The organism is Mycolicibacterium septicum DSM 44393, assembly GCF_000455325.1.
GTDB classification, from domain to species: Bacteria; Actinomycetota; Actinomycetes; order Mycobacteriales; family Mycobacteriaceae; genus Mycobacterium; species Mycobacterium septicum.
Genome location: NZ_HG322952.1, coordinates 402,909 through 419,923 on the forward strand (window position 1 = coordinate 402,909; position 17,015 = coordinate 419,923).

At 67.2% G+C, this 17,015-nt stretch carries 15 protein-coding genes and 1 pseudogene; 3 read left to right on the forward strand and 13 right to left on the reverse strand.

The window, feature by feature from the left end; genetic code table 11:
- Positions 1–18: 18 nt before the first annotated feature.
- Both TX88_RS35600 and TX88_RS21910 read right to left on the reverse strand, forming a co-directional pair.
- Complete coding sequence (locus TX88_RS35600; protein ID WP_162563195.1) at positions 19–1,551, reverse strand: hypothetical protein; 1,533 nt, start codon at positions 1,549–1,551, stop codon at positions 19–21.
- Positions 1,552–1,727: 176 nt separating this feature from the next.
- Positions 1,728–2,186: a hypothetical protein gene (locus tag TX88_RS21910; protein ID WP_162563196.1), complete on the reverse strand. Its 459-nt coding sequence runs from the start codon at positions 2,184–2,186 to the stop codon at positions 1,728–1,730.
- Between the two features lie 172 nt (positions 2,187–2,358).
- Here TX88_RS21910 and TX88_RS21915 point away from each other — a divergent pair, with 172 nt between their 5' ends.
- Positions 2,359–3,030, forward strand: a complete 672-nt coding sequence (locus TX88_RS21915) for a hypothetical protein (protein WP_044520006.1) — start codon at positions 2,359–2,361, stop codon at positions 3,028–3,030.
- Positions 3,031–3,077: 47 nt separating this feature from the next.
- Here the strand turns inward: TX88_RS21915 and TX88_RS21920 are convergent, their stop codons facing one another.
- The 3 genes from TX88_RS21920 to TX88_RS21930 form a co-directional block, all read right to left on the reverse strand.
- Positions 3,078–3,755, reverse strand: coding sequence for a YczE/YyaS/YitT family protein (locus TX88_RS21920; RefSeq protein ID WP_235732594.1), 678 nt, complete (start codon positions 3,753–3,755; stop codon positions 3,078–3,080).
- Between the two features lie 198 nt (positions 3,756–3,953).
- The gene (locus TX88_RS32870) at positions 3,954–4,376 is read right to left on the reverse strand and encodes a hypothetical protein (RefSeq protein ID WP_162563197.1); all 423 of its coding nucleotides are present in this window, start codon (positions 4,374–4,376) and stop codon (positions 3,954–3,956) included.
- 177 nt (positions 4,377–4,553) lie between these two features.
- Entirely contained in the window at positions 4,554–4,844 is a 291-nt protein-coding gene (locus tag TX88_RS21930) for a hypothetical protein (protein WP_244438565.1), read from the reverse strand.
- 131 nt (positions 4,845–4,975) lie between these two features.
- Between TX88_RS21930 and TX88_RS21935 the strand changes: the two genes are divergently transcribed.
- On the forward strand, positions 4,976–5,815 hold the full coding sequence (locus TX88_RS21935; protein WP_044520008.1) for a glycoside hydrolase family 16 protein: 840 nt from the start codon (positions 4,976–4,978) through the stop codon (positions 5,813–5,815).
- 11 nt (positions 5,816–5,826) lie between these two features.
- Here TX88_RS21935 and TX88_RS21940 read toward each other — a convergent pair whose 3' ends face one another.
- Both TX88_RS21940 and TX88_RS21945 read right to left on the reverse strand, forming a co-directional pair.
- Entirely contained in the window at positions 5,827–7,479 is a 1,653-nt protein-coding gene (locus TX88_RS21940) for an acyl-CoA synthetase (RefSeq protein ID WP_044521640.1), read from the reverse strand.
- A gap of 54 nt (positions 7,480–7,533) precedes the next feature.
- Positions 7,534–8,190: a cutinase family protein gene (locus TX88_RS21945; protein WP_244438567.1), complete on the reverse strand. Its 657-nt coding sequence runs from the start codon at positions 8,188–8,190 to the stop codon at positions 7,534–7,536.
- A gap of 111 nt (positions 8,191–8,301) precedes the next feature.
- On the opposite strand from TX88_RS21945, the gene TX88_RS21950 reads away from it, so the two are divergent.
- Complete coding sequence (locus TX88_RS21950; RefSeq protein WP_162563198.1) at positions 8,302–9,633, forward strand: hypothetical protein; 1,332 nt, start codon at positions 8,302–8,304, stop codon at positions 9,631–9,633.
- A gap of 12 nt (positions 9,634–9,645) precedes the next feature.
- On the opposite strand, the gene TX88_RS21955 is transcribed toward TX88_RS21950, so the two are convergent.
- The 6 genes and pseudogenes from TX88_RS21955 to TX88_RS32875 form a co-directional block, all read right to left on the reverse strand.
- Positions 9,646–10,794, reverse strand: coding sequence for a zinc-binding dehydrogenase (locus TX88_RS21955; protein ID WP_044520011.1), 1,149 nt, complete (start codon positions 10,792–10,794; stop codon positions 9,646–9,648).
- A 45-nt stretch (positions 10,795–10,839) separates the two neighbouring features.
- Positions 10,840–11,703 (reverse strand): annotated as a pseudogene (gene vph / locus TX88_RS21960) (viomycin phosphotransferase).
- 51 nt (positions 11,704–11,754) lie between these two features.
- Positions 11,755–13,593, reverse strand: coding sequence for a hypothetical protein (locus TX88_RS21965; RefSeq protein WP_044520012.1), 1,839 nt, complete (start codon positions 13,591–13,593; stop codon positions 11,755–11,757).
- A gap of 163 nt (positions 13,594–13,756) precedes the next feature.
- The gene (locus TX88_RS21970) at positions 13,757–14,200 is read right to left on the reverse strand and encodes a DUF6636 domain-containing protein (protein ID WP_044521641.1); all 444 of its coding nucleotides are present in this window, start codon (positions 14,198–14,200) and stop codon (positions 13,757–13,759) included.
- 35 nt (positions 14,201–14,235) lie between these two features.
- Entirely contained in the window at positions 14,236–15,012 is a 777-nt protein-coding gene (locus tag TX88_RS21975; protein WP_044520013.1) for a glutamate racemase, read from the reverse strand.
- Positions 15,009–16,937: a methyltransferase domain-containing protein gene (locus tag TX88_RS32875; protein ID WP_049925274.1), complete on the reverse strand. Its 1,929-nt coding sequence runs from the start codon at positions 16,935–16,937 to the stop codon at positions 15,009–15,011. Before TX88_RS32875 ends, TX88_RS21975 begins: the two co-directional genes overlap by 4 nt.
- Positions 16,938–17,015 lie beyond the last annotated feature (78 nt).

A 17,015-nucleotide genomic window follows, 5' to 3' on the forward strand; every position in this document is an offset into this window, starting at 1 on the left:
GGGAGAATCCCCAGGGCATCAACCGTTCTCGCCGTGCGCGCCGCCGCCCTGGGTACCCGCGCCGCCCTCGCCGCCGGAACCGCCGGGATCGCCGGCCCCGCCGTTGCCGCCGTTGCCGCCGTGGGTGCCTGACCCTCCTTTACCGCCGTTACCGCCGCGTCCGCCGGTCCCGCCGCGGCCGCCATTGCCGCCTTTACCGCCGCCGCCGGAGGTGCTGGTGGCGCTGTTGCCACCGAGACCGCCCTGGCCGCCGTCACCGCCGGTGATACCACCGGCCCCTCCGTCGCCTCCGTCGCCGCCGCGGTAGTCAGCCTGCCCGCCGTTACCCCCGCCTCCGCCACTGCCGTGGCCGCGGGCGTCACCACCGCGTCCGCCTGTACCACCACGCGAGGCAGTGTCGTCACCGGTACTGCTGCCGCCGTTGCCACCGCCACCACCGGCTCCGGTCAGCACTCCGCCGCGACCGCCTTCGCCGCCTTGGCCGCCGATCGAGATGCCGCCCGAGAAGACATAATCACCGCCGGCGCCGCCCCGGCCGCCAGTCCCGGACAACCCGGCATCGCCGCCCTTGCCGCCTTGCCCACCGGTCGCGGTGTCCGTGTCGTCGGAGATGATGGCACCACCGCCCTTTCCACCGTTGCCCGCCTGGCCGGACAGCCAACCACCACCGCCACCCTGGCCACCGGTGCCGCCGGTCGCGTTGCCGCCAGTATTGGACACGTAACCGCCTCGGCCACCGGCGCCGCCGGCGCCGAGCATGCCGGCGTTGCCGCCCGCACCGCCTTCGATGCCCTTCAAATCGCCTGGGCTAGAAGCGAAAGTAAAGCCGCCTTCTCCGCCGCCACCACCGTTGCCGCCGAGCAACCCCGCGTTGCCGCCACGGCCACCGACGATGCCGGTTCCACCGACTGTCCCTCCACCCTCGCCGTCGCCACCATCGCCGAGCAGGAACCCGCCATTGCCGCCGTTACGACCCAGGGCGGTCGGGGATTCGTCCACCGCATAGCTGTAGCCATTGCCGATCAGCAGCCCGGCGTTCGGGTTGGCCTCATCCCCGTTTCGGATGAAGATCGAGACCACCGGGATGTTCCCGCCGATATCCCCGAGCACTCCTGCGATCTGCCCGGGCAGGTCAGCCAGCGACGGCGCCGTCACCAGGGTGGCACCGTCGGGCGTGGCCAGCACGGCGGTTACTTCGCCCCCTCCGCCACCTGTCGGCGCGAAAGTCGCTGCACCATTGCGCATTCCAGCGTTGGTTCGGCGTGCCGCACCCAGCGTGGATAGGCGGGCACCCGCCGCAGCGTCCGGCGGGTCGGAGATGTGTGAAGGTTGGGAGAACTGCAGAACCGTGCCGCCAGGAACCTTGACGGCCGTCACTACGCCGGTTTGCTGACCCTTGACACCCGTGGAGATCAGCGAATTCGGGGTGGCCAGCAGGGTCCATTGCGGTGACGCCGGCACGGACGAAGCGCTCGGTTGCGCCGAGGGCGCGGCCCAGAAGCTGTCCGGCAGATCCATGGCGAACGTACTCGCCGCTGCTAACGCGCTCACGCCAAGCGTGGCCGTGAACAGTTGGCACCTCAAGGATTTCAGCATTCTTCCGCCCCCCGGATCGTCTGATTGCGGGGAGTATTTCACACCAACGACAATTATTGCCAGAGATCTGGCAACTATTTCTCAGGACTTCACCAGGTGGCTGGTCGGCCCGAATTCGGGTAGCCGACCACTCACGCCAGTACCTTCATCCAATCGCTCGATGCCGTCGCCTTCCGCAAGCGCGCGGCGATCACGTCGGGGATCGCCGGGCGGCATATCGGCACCGGTGCCGATGCGACCAGGTGGACCAGCATCGCCTGCGGAGCGGCCATACCCGTCCTTGATGCGATCGGAACCACCTCGGGCACAACAGGTGTGGAGCTCACGCTGATCGACATCGGCGATCGCGCGCTGCGCCATGCGCGCGATGCAGCGGTGGCGCGGGGGCTGGTCGAATCCGACGATTCGAGTTGCTCAGGCGCGACATCATCGAGGACCTCGTCGTCAGCGACCGGCTGGTGGACGAGATCGGTGCCCACACCCAACAACTCATCGAGATGCTCGGAATATTCGGCGGCGACGTTCGTGGCCAACGTGTTTCGGCTGGTGAAACCCGGAGGGGTGCTGATCGCCGCCAGTTCGCTGGACACCCGCCCACAGCTCGACCTCATCCAGCGCGCCATGGACGGCTGCGGCTATATCCACGATCGATCGAAATGGATGGCGTGTACGCCGTCTACCAGATCCCGAAACCGGACCCGGGCGGCGCCGAGGAGACCGTAGCCGCCTGACCGACGGGTCCAGCGGTGGCATCCTGGCAAGGTGGGACTGCTCATCCGGCTGGTGGAACTGCTGATCATCCTTGTCCCGGTGATCGGCGTGATCGTGGCGGCGATGAAGGGGCTGGGAGCGGTTCGCGGCCGAGGCATCCAATCGGCTGGCGACACAGATGTGGATCCAGGGCCCGACCAGTCCCCCGCCAACGAATCAGGTCGGTGGCGAGCGATCCGCCGCACCATCGAAGAACACGACCGGACCGACACCCGGTGGTTGGAATACGAGCTCGACCTGGTGAAGCTGCTGAACTACCCGCTCATGACCGATATGCGCGAGCCCGTCACCCAGCAGTTCCACCGCGCAAAGCTGCGGGCAGATCTGCTCAGACCGATCGCCGCGGAAGCCCTCGTCAACGACCGCGACGGCTTTGCCGAATACCGCGAGGCGGTCGAGGACTACGCATCGGCGTTTCACGTCGCCGAAAACGAGGCCATCCGGACGCGGCGCCGCCACTTCTCCGAGGCCGAACAGCAGCGGGTCAGCCGGGCCCAGAGCCTGTTGCTGGTGGCTTCGGACACCACCGCAACTCCGCAGGAACGCGCGCGGGCATACAGCCTGGCTCGACGAGAACTCGACGGCCTCATGGTGTTGCCCGAGCGAACCCTGGCGCAGATCGAACGCGGGATATCGGGAGAGCTTGAGGGCGGCGAGGCTTGAAAGCCTGGCTACACCAACGATTTACCCGAATCTGCCCGATCCACCCGTCAGAAGTGCCAGCGGGTGGTCTTGACGCGTTCCTGAAACGCCTCGAGTGCTGCCAGGTCCTTCTTCATCAGCGGCTTGTTGACCTTCTCGGTGAAAAAGTCGATCAGCGGACCGGCGAAGAACGCGGTCATCACGGTCCCGATGCCGACCTGTCCGTGGAACGCCAATGCCAACGCGACGAACAAGAGGTCCTGGGCCACCCGCACCACCCGGTACGGCAGGCGCGTGTGATCGACGATGATCGGGGCAATCGCGTCGTACGGGGCATTGCCCAGCGCGGCGGTCATGTACATCGACGCACCGGCGGCGAACAACGTGATTCCGACGAGGAACATCACGGTCTGCACCAGCCGGGTCGGCTCGCTTGGGACCATCGGGCCCAACAGGGCCGAGAACCATTGGACGAAGTACCCGGTCATCACCATGTTGATGACCGAGCCGATCCCGATGTACATACGGCCGAAGAAGAAAACGGGGATCAGCAGCACCGCATTGCTGATGAGCTGGTACGTGCCGAGGTCGAGACCGATCGTGTTGCTGATGCCGATGTTGGCCGCGGTGTAGGGATCCACGCCGACCTGCGCGACGCGCAACACGGCCGACCCGAAGCCCAGGACAGCCACACCCACGAGCGCCCAGAACGACCGCCGCCAGTAGTGCATGTTCTGACTACCCACAATCCACGACTATGGCAGAGCTGGGTCGTCGTCGAACGCGGCGCGCCGGTGGATGCCACGCCGAACTGGACCGACTGTCAATCGATTTCGAGGCCATACCTTCGCGGGGGTGGACGGCGCGTTGAAATTGCACACAGGGCTGTGATCCGGCAGGAATCACGACCCTGGACGCAATCTCAACCCGTCAGCACTGGCGTTCTAGGAGAGCTTCGTCAAGGTGAACGAGAATCGCTCACTGCGCTCGGCCGGGCCACAGTCGCTCTTCTCCCAGGTCGCGAAGCCATTGCCGGTCAGTGTCGCGTCGTCCCAGGAGAGCGTGCGTGAGGCGACGAGCGGGGCGCCCTCGCAGGTCCCCGCGTCGGGCCAGGGGCTCACCATCGTCCAGCGCCCGCTGTCCAGGTGGGCCTGGCCGCCATAGGGCGCCCAGTTCGCGCCGCCGGTGGCCGACACGTCGGCGCATCCCGCGCCACAGGACGTGACGGTCCAGGTGCTCCACGTCGACGGACCGTCATGGTCATAGCGATAGGTGCCGTTGAGCTCTTCGGCGGCAGCCGGGCCCGCGAAACCGACAGCCGTCCCGGCGAGAACCATCGCCGGGATGAAGCCCATGACAAGTCTCACGATTGCACTCCTGAAGTCGCCCCGACCCGGTGTCCATAAATTGACGCGCAGAGCATCTCACACGAACACGCCTCGGGGACAGCAGGATTGGCCGGGGCATCCGCCACGGAAGGTGCCGCACTTAGCTGGCGGGTCACGACTGCCACCTGTACCGGCGGGCAGACCCGCCCCTGGCAGTTAGCGGGATTCGACCTCGAACTCGACCAACCCGGCGGTGCGGGCGTTGACGACGACGTGTTCCCAGCTGATCACCGCGGCCGCGATCACCGTGATGGCGGTCGCGAAACCGGCGAGTGAGGCCAGCACCGTCGCCCACTGCCCGTCGGTGGCGACACTGAGCAGGAGAGCAACGACCGCGCCGGCGAGTACGAGTCCGGCGGCCGGCACGCTCAGCGGCCAGTCGCGACGCCGGATACCGGACGCGGAGTGCGTGCTCGCGCGGCGTGATGATTCGATCGGCGTGGTCATACAACCCACTGTCCCCGCGCTGGCTGAGCAGGGATGAAGCGTTTCCTATGGAAATGATCTGAACCGAACTGCCCGCTGGCAAAACCGCTCGATCCCTACTTGCGCACGCCGCACCGCTATCGTGGTCCAACATGGCCAACTTGGATCGTCGAAAAATGATGATGTTGTCAGGTCTGGGCGTGATGGCGGCGGCACTGCCCGCCCCGCAGGCTCAGGCACTCCCGACCAAGCCCCAGACACCACCCGTTCCGGCGCCCTCAGCGCCGCAGGCTGCGACGAACTACGTGTTCGCGGACGAATTCGACGGGGCAGCGGGCTCCGCCCCGAACGCGTCGAAGTGGACCATCGCGAAGGCCCGCGAGACCATCAAGGACCCCACCTACTGGGAGCAGCCCGGCCGCATCGGCCAGTACCGCGACGATCGCAAGAACGCGTTCCTCGACGGCAAGGGGAACCTCGTCATCCGGGCCACCAAGGAAGGCGACGCCTATTACGGCGCCAAGCTGGCCAGCGTGTGGGAGGGCGGTGCCGGGCACACCTGGGAGGCGCGGATCAAGTTCAACTGTCTGACCCCGGGCGCCTGGCCGGCATTCTGGCTGGGCACCCTGGGCGAGGGTGAGCTCGACATCGTCGAGTGGTACGGCAACGGCAAATGGCCGTCGGCCACCACCGTGCACGCCAAGTCCAACGGCGGCGAGTGGGAGACCCACAACATCGCCGTCGACACCGGCTGGCACACCTGGCGCACCCAGTGGGACGCCAACGGCGCCCGGTTCTGGCAGGACTACACCGAAGGCGCGAAGCCCTACTTCGAGGTTTCGGCGAGCCAGCTCCCCGACTGGCCGTTCAGCCAGCCCGGCTACACGATGTTCGTGGTGTTGAACCTCGCGGTCGCGGGCTCCGGCGGAGAAGACCCCAGCGGCGGGACCTACCCGGCCGACATGCTCGTGGATTACGTGCGCGTTTGGTAGCCGGCCTCCGGTCAGGTATCGACCTTCATCTCGACCAACACCCGGCGCAGCAGCTTGCCGGTGGCGTTCCTCGGTAGTTCGTCGATGAACACCACGTCGCGGGGCACCTTGTGGCGCGCCAGGTTCTCTTTGACGTGCTGCTTGATGTCTGCGGGGTCCTGCGCCGCACCGGGCTCGGAAACAATGAAGGCGCGCAACCGCTTTCCGAACTCGACGTCGTCGACACCCACGACAGCCACCTCGGCGACGTCGGCGCGTTGCTCCAACAGGTTCTCCACTTCCTGCGGGAAGACGTTCTCGCCGCCGGAGACGATCATGTCGTCGTCGCGACCCTCGACGAACAGCAGCCCGTCGTCGTCGAAGTGGCCCATGTCGCCGCTGGACATGTAGCCGTCGATGATCTGCTTGTTGCGGCCATCGGTGTAGCCCTGGAACGGCGCGCCGTTGCGGACGAAGATCCGACCGCGACGGTTGCGGCCCTCAATGCGCTGGTCGTTCTCGTCGTAGAGCACCACCTCGCAGGTGACCGGCGCGCGGCCCGCGGTGCCGGGCGCGGCGCGGAGCTCGGCAGGGGTGGCGACTGAGGCGATGGCGCACTCGGTCGAGCCGTACATGTTGTAGAGGACATCGCCGAACGTGTCCTGCACCCGCGTGGACAGCTCAGGGCTCAGTGCCGACCCGGCGATGAGGATCACCTTCAGCGACGACGTGTCGTACCGGCCGATGACGTCGGGGCCGAGTTCGACCATCCGGTGCAGCATCGTCGGGACCGCCACCAGCATGTCGGCCCGGTGTTCGGCGATGAGCTTCAGTGTGCCCTCGGCATTGAACCGCCTGGCAGTCACGATCTTGTTGCCGAATGCCGCGCCGACCCCGTAGGTGGCCCACCCCGTGCTGTGGAAGATCGGTGAGACGATGACCATGGTTCCCTTGCGGGGGAACGGGATTCGGTCGATGATCTGCGCCGTCGCCAGTGGAGACACCGCACCGCGCGGCGCCCCCTTGGGTAGGCCGGTCGTACCGCTGGTCAGGATGACCGAGCCGCCGACCTTCGGTGGCGGGGGAAGTGGCGCAGTGGAATTCGCGGTGATGATGTCGTCGAGCGTCTGCGCTCCTGCGGGCAGCTCGGCGCCGTCATCCACCCACGTGAGCACGCGAGGCAGATCGGCGGGCAGCGCGTCGAGCAGACCGAGGAACTCGCTGTCGTGCAGCATCACGTCGACCTTCTCGCGGTCGCAGACCTGAGCGAACTGGGGTTTGGCGAACCCGGTGTTCATCAGCACCATCCGGGCGCCGAGCTTGCCACACGCAGCCATGGCGAGAGCCAGACCGCGGTGGTCGCGGCACAGCACGCCGACGACCGATCCCGCCGTGACGCCCAGAGACTGCAAGCCACGCGCAAACGCCCACGATTGATCGTCGACCTGCTGATACGTCATCTGCCCGCGCTCGTCGACGATCGCCGGCAAGGTCGGATATCTGTGCCCACCCTGGATCGCCATCGTCGCCTGAGGTCCGTAAACGGGCGCGAGTTTCGCAGCCCGAACCGTCGACTTCAGATCTTTCAGGTCGATGATGCCGGTGTCGGTGAGCCGCTTGACCGCGTGCACCGATTCGGTCACTTGTTGCAGGGTGTGTCGAATTCGGGTCAGTCCAGCCGCCATGCGGCCCATTGTGTCGTCTGGACCCACAGCACAGCGGGATATTGCGCGGATCGACTACAGCCGGCCCGCGGCATAGGCCGCCGCATCCTCGACCCGCCCGGTCTGGATGTAGGCGTTGTGTGCGCGCATGTCCCAGCCACCTTCAAAACAGATCGGATCGTTGGGCACACACATGTCGATCATCTTTCCCGCGTAGAGCGGGCTGATCGCCGGAAGCGGTCCGGGCGACAGGCTGTCGGCGAAAAGGGTTCTGGGACCGCCGAAGTCGGCCACCGCCGCGACGTGGCCACTGACATCAGGCGGAAGATCCGTACTCGCCATATCGATGACGGCGGCACCCTGGGAGAACCCGCCGAGCACCATCTTGGTGTTGGGACAGTTGGCCGCCATCGACTGGATGTGGGCGCTGGCGTCCCTGGCGCCGGCGGTCGAGCTGTTCGCGAAGTCGTTGGTGGCCGGGTAGTTGACCGCGTACACCCCCAGCGATCGCCCGCCGATCCTCGAACGCAGCGAATCGACGAACGCCTGCCCCACTCCCCCGACGCCGGGCGGCTCGGTGGTGCCGCGGGCAAAGACGACTTCCACATCGGGGCAGGGGGCCGCTGCAGCGGCCGGGAGGTTGAGGAAGCCGACGGGCACGCCCCCGGTCAAGACCGCGACGGCTCCGAGGACACGATGCGTCCGTGCTGTCTCCATGTTGGGTTGTCGCATATGGACCCCTGTTTGTGACACCGGGTGAGTCGCGCACCCGGCTTCCGGATGCCGTGAGCGGTGACCCTTGTTACCCTCACGTCAATTTAACAGCATTCGCACAGGGGGAACATGAGCGCTCGACCGATTCTCGTGGCTGGCATCGCTCTCGCAAGTACGGCCGTGCTGGTCGGGGCAGCCCCGCCGCCGGCGCGTCCACAACCGGAGGCGGTCACGGCAGCAACTCCGGGGCCGGCCGCGCGCACCCTCACGGTCGACCAGCTGCGGCTGTTGGCGGCGCTGTATCCGATGCCGCTGAGCGATGTCACGTTCGACGATCTCGCCGCGGCGTTCAACGGCGAGTACGGCCCGTGGGTCCTCGAGGACGACGCCTACTACCCCACCGAGGAGCCGAGTGCCCCATCCGGACTGACCGGCCTGGGCTACTTCCTCAGCGACGCCGCGCTGCTGTCCCTGGTCGACACCAACCTCCCCCTCATCTCCGATGCCGCCGACTTCGCCTACAGCAACATCACCAGCTACTACTTCGAGGTCGGCGGCGCAGCGGCACTCCACGTCGCCCTGGCCGAGGCCACCGGCGGCCCCGACACCGCCTTTGGCCAACTGCTGCAACAGATCTTCAACCCGTCCGCGGTGCAAGCGATCACCAGTTTGGCCGCGCTGGGGGCGCTCAATCCGGTACTGCTGACCGACGTCACGTTCGACGATATCGCCGCGGCGTTCAACGGCGACTACGGTCCGTGGGTCCTCGAGGACGACGTCTACTACCCCACCGAGGAGCCGAGCGCGCCCGCCGGGTTGACCGGTGTCGGCTACTTCCTCAGCGACGCGGCATTGCTTGCACTGGCCGACACCAACCTTCCGGTGATCTCTGATGTCGCCAACTTCGCCTTCGACAATGTGACGAGCTACTACTTCGAGGTCGGCGGCACAGCGGCACTCCACGTCGCCCTGGCCGAGGCCACCGGCGGCCCCGACACCCCCTTTGGCCAACTGCTGCAACGCATCTTCAACCCGGATGCCGGCGGCGTGACACCCGGACCCGCCATCGGGGCGCGTTCTCTCGGCTTCCCGAAGGCGGTGGAGTCCGGCTCACCGACCGAACTTCCGAAGCCGCAGCCCAAGCTCGTCAACGTCGCGTCGGTCGAAGGAGTAGACGAGGGTCAGGGCACCAAAGCGGAGGCGCTGGATTCCGCTGCTGACGACGCCGCGCCGGTCACGGTCAAGAAGCGGCCGAAGCTCAACGTCACGAAGGCCAATCCACTTGCCCAGCTGCGCAATGAGGTGAAGTCGAACGTGAACGGCTCGGTCAAGGCCGTCGGCAAGGCCGTGCAGAAGTTGACGGGCAAGGGTGCCGTAGAAGAGGCCAAGCCCACCGACGCGAAGCCGGCCGATGCCGGGACGTCTGCCGACAAGAAGGGCGACGGCGGGAACGATGCGTGAGGCCTACGGCGGTTACGGGACCGCCTGAGGCGTCACCAGGAATTTCTCGCCGGTGGCCTTCTTCAGGTAGCTGTTGAACGCATCGGGCTTGAGTAGGCCGGCCAGTGAGACCTCTTGGGTGTAGGTGCTCGCGAACGTCGTGGTGAGCTCCGCGGCGACGCGGGCGCGCAGCTTGGCGATGGTCTCCGGCCCCGCACCGGCGAGAAATGGCGTCAGCAGCCAGCCGCCCACGCCCCAGGCCATACCGAAGTTCCGGGTGAGGACGGTGGGGCTGGTGTCGAGGCTGCCGTAGATGTACACCTGCTTGTGCACGGACGACCCGTATCGGGAGTACTGCGCAGCGGTCGCGCTGGCTGCCTGCTCCATGCCGTTGAGGATCTGGCTGGCCAACGTGCCACCGCCGGTGGCGTCGAACGCCAGCGTCGCCGACGTCGCTTTGAGCGCCTCGACGAGATCGGCCTCGAACGACGGGGACGCCGAGTTGCAGATGTGGACCGCCCCCAGCCCGCGCAGAATCCCTTCCTGTTCGGCCTTGCGGACGATGTTGACCAGCGGCACCTCATCGGCGAGGCACGCCTTGACGAGCATCTGGCCCAGATTCGACGCCGCCGCCGTGTGCACCAGGGCCGAATGTCCCTCGCGGCGCATGGTTTCCAGCATTCCCAGCGCCGTCAGCGGGTTGACGAACGACGATGCGCCTTCCTTCGCCGTGGCCCCGTCGGGCAGCACCAGGCATGCCGCCGCGTTGACCACGCGGTACTGCGAGTACATCGCGCCGCCGGCGATCCCGACCGTCTTGCCCACCAGCTCCTGCGCCGCCGGCGACGACCCCGCTGCCACCACGGTGCCCGCGCCTTCGTTGCCGACCGGAAGTGAGTCGCCGATGCGGGCCGACAGACCGGCCAGCGCTCCTTCGCGCAGCGGTGCGGTGACCACGGGACGTTCCGGGGTGCCCGTGACCGTCGCCGCGGACATGTCGGCCACGCTGGGGATCAGCAGGCCCAGGTCCGACGGGTTGACCGGCGATGCTTCGACCCGGACCACGACTTCGTCGGGCCCAGGGGCGGGAACCTCGACCTCGTGCAGCGACAACTCGAGCGTGCCGTCCGGTGTCACCAACGACCGCAACTCCAGCGCGGTCTTGGGTAGTTGCTCAGTCATGTCTGAACACTACGTCCGTGGCCGCGGGCTGCGCCCGGTGTTCACTCAGCGGTAGGCGGCCAGACCGTCAGCAAGTTCGTCTTCGTCACCGTCACGGATTGCGTAGAGGGCTTGCTGCAGAGCGAATGTGCCGCAGATCGGGGCTATGCGATCAGGGAGTCCGTGGTTTGACCAGTTGTGCAGGGTGAGCACTCGGTCCAGGAATTCGCCTCCGTAGCTGGCACCGATCGCTGCGAGGTCCTCGGCCTGGTCGCTCAGGGCTACATCGTCCCAATCGAGGACTCCGGAAAGATGCGGCAGGCCATCCCGCCACTCCCACAACACGTTCTCAGCACCGAGGTCGCCGTGGACGACTGCGTGGGTGAGATGAGGAAGGTTGTCCAGTGCTGCGAGTTCCCGCTCGGCCCGGAGGCGGCCGGTGTGGGACATGAGCTGGAACAGCTCCGCGCGGACGCTCTCGGCGAATTCGTGCCATCGGGCTTCCGGGGCCGCAGGAAGTTCTGCTCGTACCGTCTCGTTGGTGCCGGCTCGCGCCAGAGCAGACAACAATGCGGCGTACTGCTCGGCCACAGTTTCGACCAGCTGGTCATCATCGAGTGCGTCGTTGCCAAGCGGTTCCCCGGGAATTCTGCTGAGCAACAAGAACGGAGTCTCGTCGGTACCGGGCGCACCGCCCTGGAGGAGAGGCTCAGGGGTGCGGAACCCGAGCTCGAGGCCTGCGAGTGTGCGTAATGAGGTCGCCCGCCCGGGCAACCGGTCCGCTGCTGCGCGAGTGCGAGGAAGGCATACGACGCGATCTGATCCGATGACCACGGTGTGGAATTGCCCTTGACGTACTTACAGGTCGTCGAGACGGTCGTCGGGCAGCAGACGGCTCAGCAGAGTGCGGTGTGCCGCAACGACGCTCATGCGTCCCATGGTTCCACGCCGCAGACGTGGCGAACGTCTACGCAGTGGTCGCTACACCGAGCATGTGCCCCCGGTGAACAGCTCGCACGTGGTCTGCAGCCCGTTGAGCACGCCGGCCGGGATCGCGGAGACGAAGTCGGTCAGGCTGATGGCGTGCAGTGAGGTGAGGTCGGTGGCCTTCTGGGTGCCGATCAGCACCGCTACGGCGTCGCCTCTGGATGTGGTGATGGTGAACGAATCGTCCCCGTCGCCGTACTGCCCCGCACAGTCGACTTGGCAGGTCCCGGTCGTGGGATCGATCTTCTCGTCGAACATGTCGTTGATCCACCCGGCGGACAGCTCGCGAACGGCCAGCGGGTTCTGCGGCTGCGGGAACCCGGCGATGGCATAGGCGGCGACCTGGATCAGTGGGTTGCCGCCCTGCATCGGATCCATGTGCACGCCGCCTTCGAGGACGACGCCGGTGAACTGGCCCGGCCGCGCTTCCGTCAGCTGGTCGTTGACGTCGCTGAACACGTTGAGGAAGTTCAGCGGGGCGCCGATCTCGTAGATCGGGATGTAGTCGTTCGGATCGTCGTCACTGGGGTCGGCGGTCCCGTTCGTTTCCAGCGCGTCGAGCCGGTCCATGGCGTCGGGGATGATCGAGCCCATCGGCACGGCGTCGTAAATCACCACGCCGGCAAGGTCGTTGGGCGCATCCAGACCCTGCTCGCGCCGGCGGCTCAGCCCCTCGGCGTAGTACCCGGCGACCCCGGGCGCGAACCCGCCGCCCAGCGAGTGCCCGACGAGGACGAACTGCGTCGGCACGTCGAGATTCTCGGTGCGGCCGGCCTTCAGCTCGGCGGTGTCCATGCTGGCGTTGAGCGCCGTGCGGTCGGGATCGAGGAACAACTGCGCGACCGCCTCGTGCAGGTTGTCGCCACCGAGCCACATGCCGTCTTCCTCGAACGGGTTCGACGTGAAGGTGGTGGTGACGACGATGCTGTTGGTCGTGTGGGCCAGATACGACGCGGTGTAGCTGTAGAGCGGTCCGTTCGCGAGGAAGCCGTGCTGCAGATAGATCATCCGGGTCGGTGGCTCACCGTTCGCGGATGTGGGGAAATACCAATTGGATTCGACCTCGTGGCCTTCGGAGATGACCAGGGTGGACGTGCTGACCTCGACGGAGTCGCGCAGTTCCGGCGGGACCACCGGGTCCCCGCCGACGGCGCGTTCGAGAGTGGCCAGGGTGTCGAAGATGGCGCCACTGATCACCGACAACGGCTTGGGATAGTTCTGCGGTTCGGGATTGAGGGTCAGCGCTCCGAGGCTGCGGATCACATCGTGGATCGCCTCGACCGGATCGTTCTGTCGGGCCGCGGTTGCCGCGGCGAGGCCTTCGGGGCGCGCGTCAGCTTGGTCCGGGTCGGCCGGCTTCGCAACGTCGCGCAATGTCCCGATCAGGCTGTCACGCAGTTCGGTTGCCGACTTCGGTCGCAACGCCGGGGCGCTCACGCCGTCGCGTGGCCCTGCGAGGGCTGGCCGGATGCCGATCGGTGGCCGGACCCGGATCTCAGCCGTGCGTGCCGTCTTCTCGGTGACGCTGCGGGTCGCGTCGTCGACAACGTCGCGGGTGGCATCGCCCACGTCGCGTACCGCTTTCCGAACGTCGCGGACCGAGTCCCGTATCGCGGTCCGAGCCTTCTCCGGACCTGTCTTCTTGGCCTTCGTGTCGGTGGCCGTGACACCTGAGACTTCGGATTTCGGCTGTTGCTTCGCCGAGCGCGCCTTCCGGTGCTGAGACTGCGGCTTTGCGTCGTTCTGCGTGGTCGACGGCTTCGCGTCCTGCTTCGACGCGCCACCCTCCTCGGCGTTGGCGGTTCCCGCCCCGGCGAGTACAGCCGCCGACATGCCCGCCGTGAAGAGTCCAGCACCAACCCACGCCGCTACCCGCGTCATGATTCGCCCCCCGTTACATCGAACTCGACCGTTGTCACGCTAGCGGGGGGCGGCGCTCCGTCGGACAGGATTCGACGAGATGGCGGAATGATCAGTCCAGCAGTTGTGCGAACCCCTAGCCGAGTTCGAGGGATTCGCGCGACATCCGGAAGAAGTGTCCGGTGCCGGTGTCGGTGCAGGTGACGCCGGCGGGTTGCGACTCGCACTTCATCGGTCCGGCCGACCGCGTCTGGCCGTAGGCCAGCGTGGGCATTCCGGTGTCGAAGATGGTGTCGCCGTGGCAGTGCACCTCGGGAGCGCTGCCCGGTTTCAGGCTGACGCGATCGCCCCAGTCCAGGTGGCAGTTCGCCGGCTTGGCCGGCGGGGTGTAGGTGTGGTCCCGGATCTCGCAGACGACGCCGTTGCTGCCGTCGAAGCCGGTCGGGACCAGGCACCAGATGTTGCCCGAAGGGGTGACGAACTTGGGCGGTGGCGGGCAGGCGTATGCGGTCGCCGGGAGGGCGATGACGGCCGCCGTCGCGGCGACGAACGGGATGAGGTGACGCTGGATTGTGCTCATGGTCTTGAGCATGTGCGGCCGGCCTTGCGGAATTCTCAATGGATTCTGGCGGGGAGCGGGCATGTTGTGGCGGTCAGCTCCACGCCCCAGGCGAGCGCCGCACCGCGCCGCATGGCCTCGGTATCGCCGCTGGTCAGATAGGTCCTCGGAGCCACCGGTCCGGCCTGGGCGGCGGGATGGCGCGCGGCGATCGCGGCGGCCAGCCGCTGAACCGGGTCGATCAGCGTGGTGGTGGGCAAGGCATCGGCGAACCAGTCGGTCACGGCGGGATAGTGGGTGCACGCCAAGACCACGGCTTGGGCCCGTTGTAGCGGGGCCACGATCCGGCGCAGGTCGGCGATGAACCCCGGTGAGCCGACGCGGCCCGCCTCGATGTGCGCCGACAACGGTTGGGCCACCCGGGACAGCACCTCGCGTCCGGGCCTCGCCAGCCCGCGCCGGTAGCAGCCGCTGGCGATGGTGCGTCGCCCGCCGACGACGCCGACGGGGCCACGGATGTCGTCGGGAACAGACGCCAGGCCGTGACCGATGATGCCCTCCACGAGCACCGGTGCCTGGCTCAGGCGCGGGGCGACGGTGCTCGCCGCATTGCAGGCCAGCACCACTTCGGTGACGCCCCTGCCGGCGAGCTCCGCGATCACCACCGTGAGCCGGGCAGCGAGGTCCGCGCTGCGCATCCGGCCGTAGGGCGTGGCCCCGGCATCAGACCAGTACAGCACCGGCAATCCGGGCACGTGCCGGTCCAACTCACGCACCAGCCCGAGGCCGCCGATGCCCCAGTCGACGATGCCGAGGCACGCCGTCGGCGTCATGGGTAGGTGAGCGGGGCCGTGAGCCCCTTGTCGAGAGGTCCGGAGTCGAACGCCAGCACCCGCTGCGACAGCGTCGCAGTGAGCAGCTTGAGCCGGGAGCCGGGGAACCGGCTGGCGAAATACCAGCGGTACTCGTGCTCGGCGCGGATCGGGTTGTGCCGCAGCATCTCCCGCCATGCCGGATGGCTGGTCAACGCGGTCAGGTCGGCGGCGAACTGTGGCCGGGCCCGACGGGTGCGCACGTGCTCGAACGCCGACCGGGCCAGCACCGGGAGTTCGCGAACCCGTACCGGATGCTCGACCATATCGACCACCCAGAGCCGCCCGCCGGGCGCCAACACCCGGCGGATCTCGGCCATCACCGGATCCCAATCCAGGTACCGGAACGACAGGAAGCAGATCACCACGTCGACGTGATCGTCGGGGACGTCCAGCTGCGGACCGTCGACAGCGGTGAACCGCAGCCGGGAACGATGCCGGCCACGATCACGTGCCTGGGCGAGCATGCCCGAGGAGATGTCCACGCCGATGCCGAAGTCGAGTACGCCGTCGTCGTCCAATGCGCGTAGCAACGCACCAGTGCCGCAGCCGATTTCAAGTACCCGAAGCCCCCGGCCGAGTTCGGCCCGGGTATGTGCGGCACGTTCGGACACCCACCGCCACTCGGCGCCGCGCACCCTGATGTCGGCGTAGGCGCGGTCGTACAGCTCGGCCACCGGATCGTAGGAGCCGACGGAACCGGCGGGGTCGGGCATGCTGAGTACCGGCGGCTGCGCTGCCGCTCCGAGGTACTTGCGCGCGGCGCCGAGCGGTCCGTGCGACTTTCGTCCCGGCGTGTCGATCAGGTAGAGATCGGCGCGGGACATCGGGCGCCGCCCCGCCCAGGAGAACCGATCCTTGCGCGTCGACACCGTGGTGTAGTTGCGGTTTCCGAACGCGGGCACTCCGAACACGTTGGCGAAGAAGGGCGCGAACCAGCGCGCGGTGCGGCAGGCATGAAAGTAGGCCCGGCCCGTGGTGGTGAAAGAGATTGTCATCGAACGCCATTCGTGCGGTGAGAACTGCTCGGGCCAGTCGGTCGATCCGAACATCGGGCCGTACATTCCGGCATGGCTGATGAGGTGCAACTGATCGATCACGCGGCCGGTCTCGGCCATTCGAGCGAGTTCCGCGACGAACTCCGCCTTGTGGTGCAGGCCCGACACCTTGACCTCGGCATCGGGATGGGCGGCCGCCAACTCGCGCGCCATGGTCGCGGCGGCGACCGCGAACTCTGCCGATCCACCCCGGTAGTGCGTGGTGTGGACCACCCAGATCACCGGCGCAGCAACCGTTTCAGGGGATATCTGGCCGAACGGGACACGCGGGTGTTGCTCCTGCGGAATCCAGGCTCCGTAATTGCCGACCAACTCCAACATCTCGGAGGTGTCCAGGTCGAACACCCTCATACTCGTCGCAGGCGGGCTGTAGAAATGCAGGGTCAATCCCCCATCCAGGCCGGCCATATCGTGGATCACCTCGCTGGTGATGCTCGTGACCTCGCCGGTGTGGTGCTCGGTGCTGCTGGTGACGGACAACCGTGGACCGTCCCAGCCGAACCGGCGCTCCTCGAATCGACCCTCCAGCACGACGACGAAACCGCCTGCTCCGCCGTGGTCGTGGGGTGCGCAGCGCTGCCCTGGCCGCCACCGGGCCAGCATGATCTCGACCTCGTCGTCGACGCGCAGGATCGTCCGGGAGTACGGCTCACCGTCATTCGGGTCGGTCGCCCTCTTGTCCAGTGCCGGCTTCGCTCGGGCCACCCGACCCAACAGTTCGGGTCCGGGGACCTCTCCCCTGACCGCGACGCCGGCCAATGTATCGAGCAGCGAATCCAGTCCGGCGGCGTCGTCGTGCCGGGCGGGCAGGTGCGAAATGGTGGTCATATCGGAACGATGACGCCGACACCTTGCAGGATTCTCAACGGATCCTTGCGGTAGCGCCGCCTGGCGTCACAATGGGAT

Bases quoted from the DNA above. Each gene is read 5' to 3' on its own strand.
- TX88_RS21930 (WP_244438565.1), bottom strand. From the start codon at position 4,844: ATGACCACGCCGATCGAATCATCACGCCGCGCGAGCACGCACTCCGCG.
- TX88_RS21935 (WP_044520008.1), top strand. From the start codon at position 4,976: ATGGCCAACTTGGATCGTCGAAAAATGATGATGTTGTCAGGTCTGGGC.
- TX88_RS21940 (WP_044521640.1), bottom strand. From the start codon at position 7,479: ATGGCGGCTGGACTGACCCGAATTCGACACACCCTGCAACAAGTGACC.
- TX88_RS21945 (WP_244438567.1), bottom strand. From the start codon at position 8,190: ATGCGACAACCCAACATGGAGACAGCACGGACGCATCGTGTCCTCGGA.
- TX88_RS21950 (WP_162563198.1), top strand. From the start codon at position 8,302: ATGAGCGCTCGACCGATTCTCGTGGCTGGCATCGCTCTCGCAAGTACG.
- TX88_RS21955 (WP_044520011.1), bottom strand. From the start codon at position 10,794: ATGACTGAGCAACTACCCAAGACCGCGCTGGAGTTGCGGTCGTTGGTG.
- TX88_RS21965 (WP_044520012.1), bottom strand. From the start codon at position 13,593: ATGTCGGCGGCTGTACTCGCCGGGGCGGGAACCGCCAACGCCGAGGAG.
- TX88_RS21970 (WP_044521641.1), bottom strand. From the start codon at position 14,200: ATGAGCACAATCCAGCGTCACCTCATCCCGTTCGTCGCCGCGACGGCG.
- TX88_RS21975 (WP_044520013.1), bottom strand. From the start codon at position 15,012: ATGACGCCGACGGCGTGCCTCGGCATCGTCGACTGGGGCATCGGCGGC.
- TX88_RS32875 (WP_049925274.1), bottom strand. From the start codon at position 16,937: ATGACCACCATTTCGCACCTGCCCGCCCGGCACGACGACGCCGCCGGA.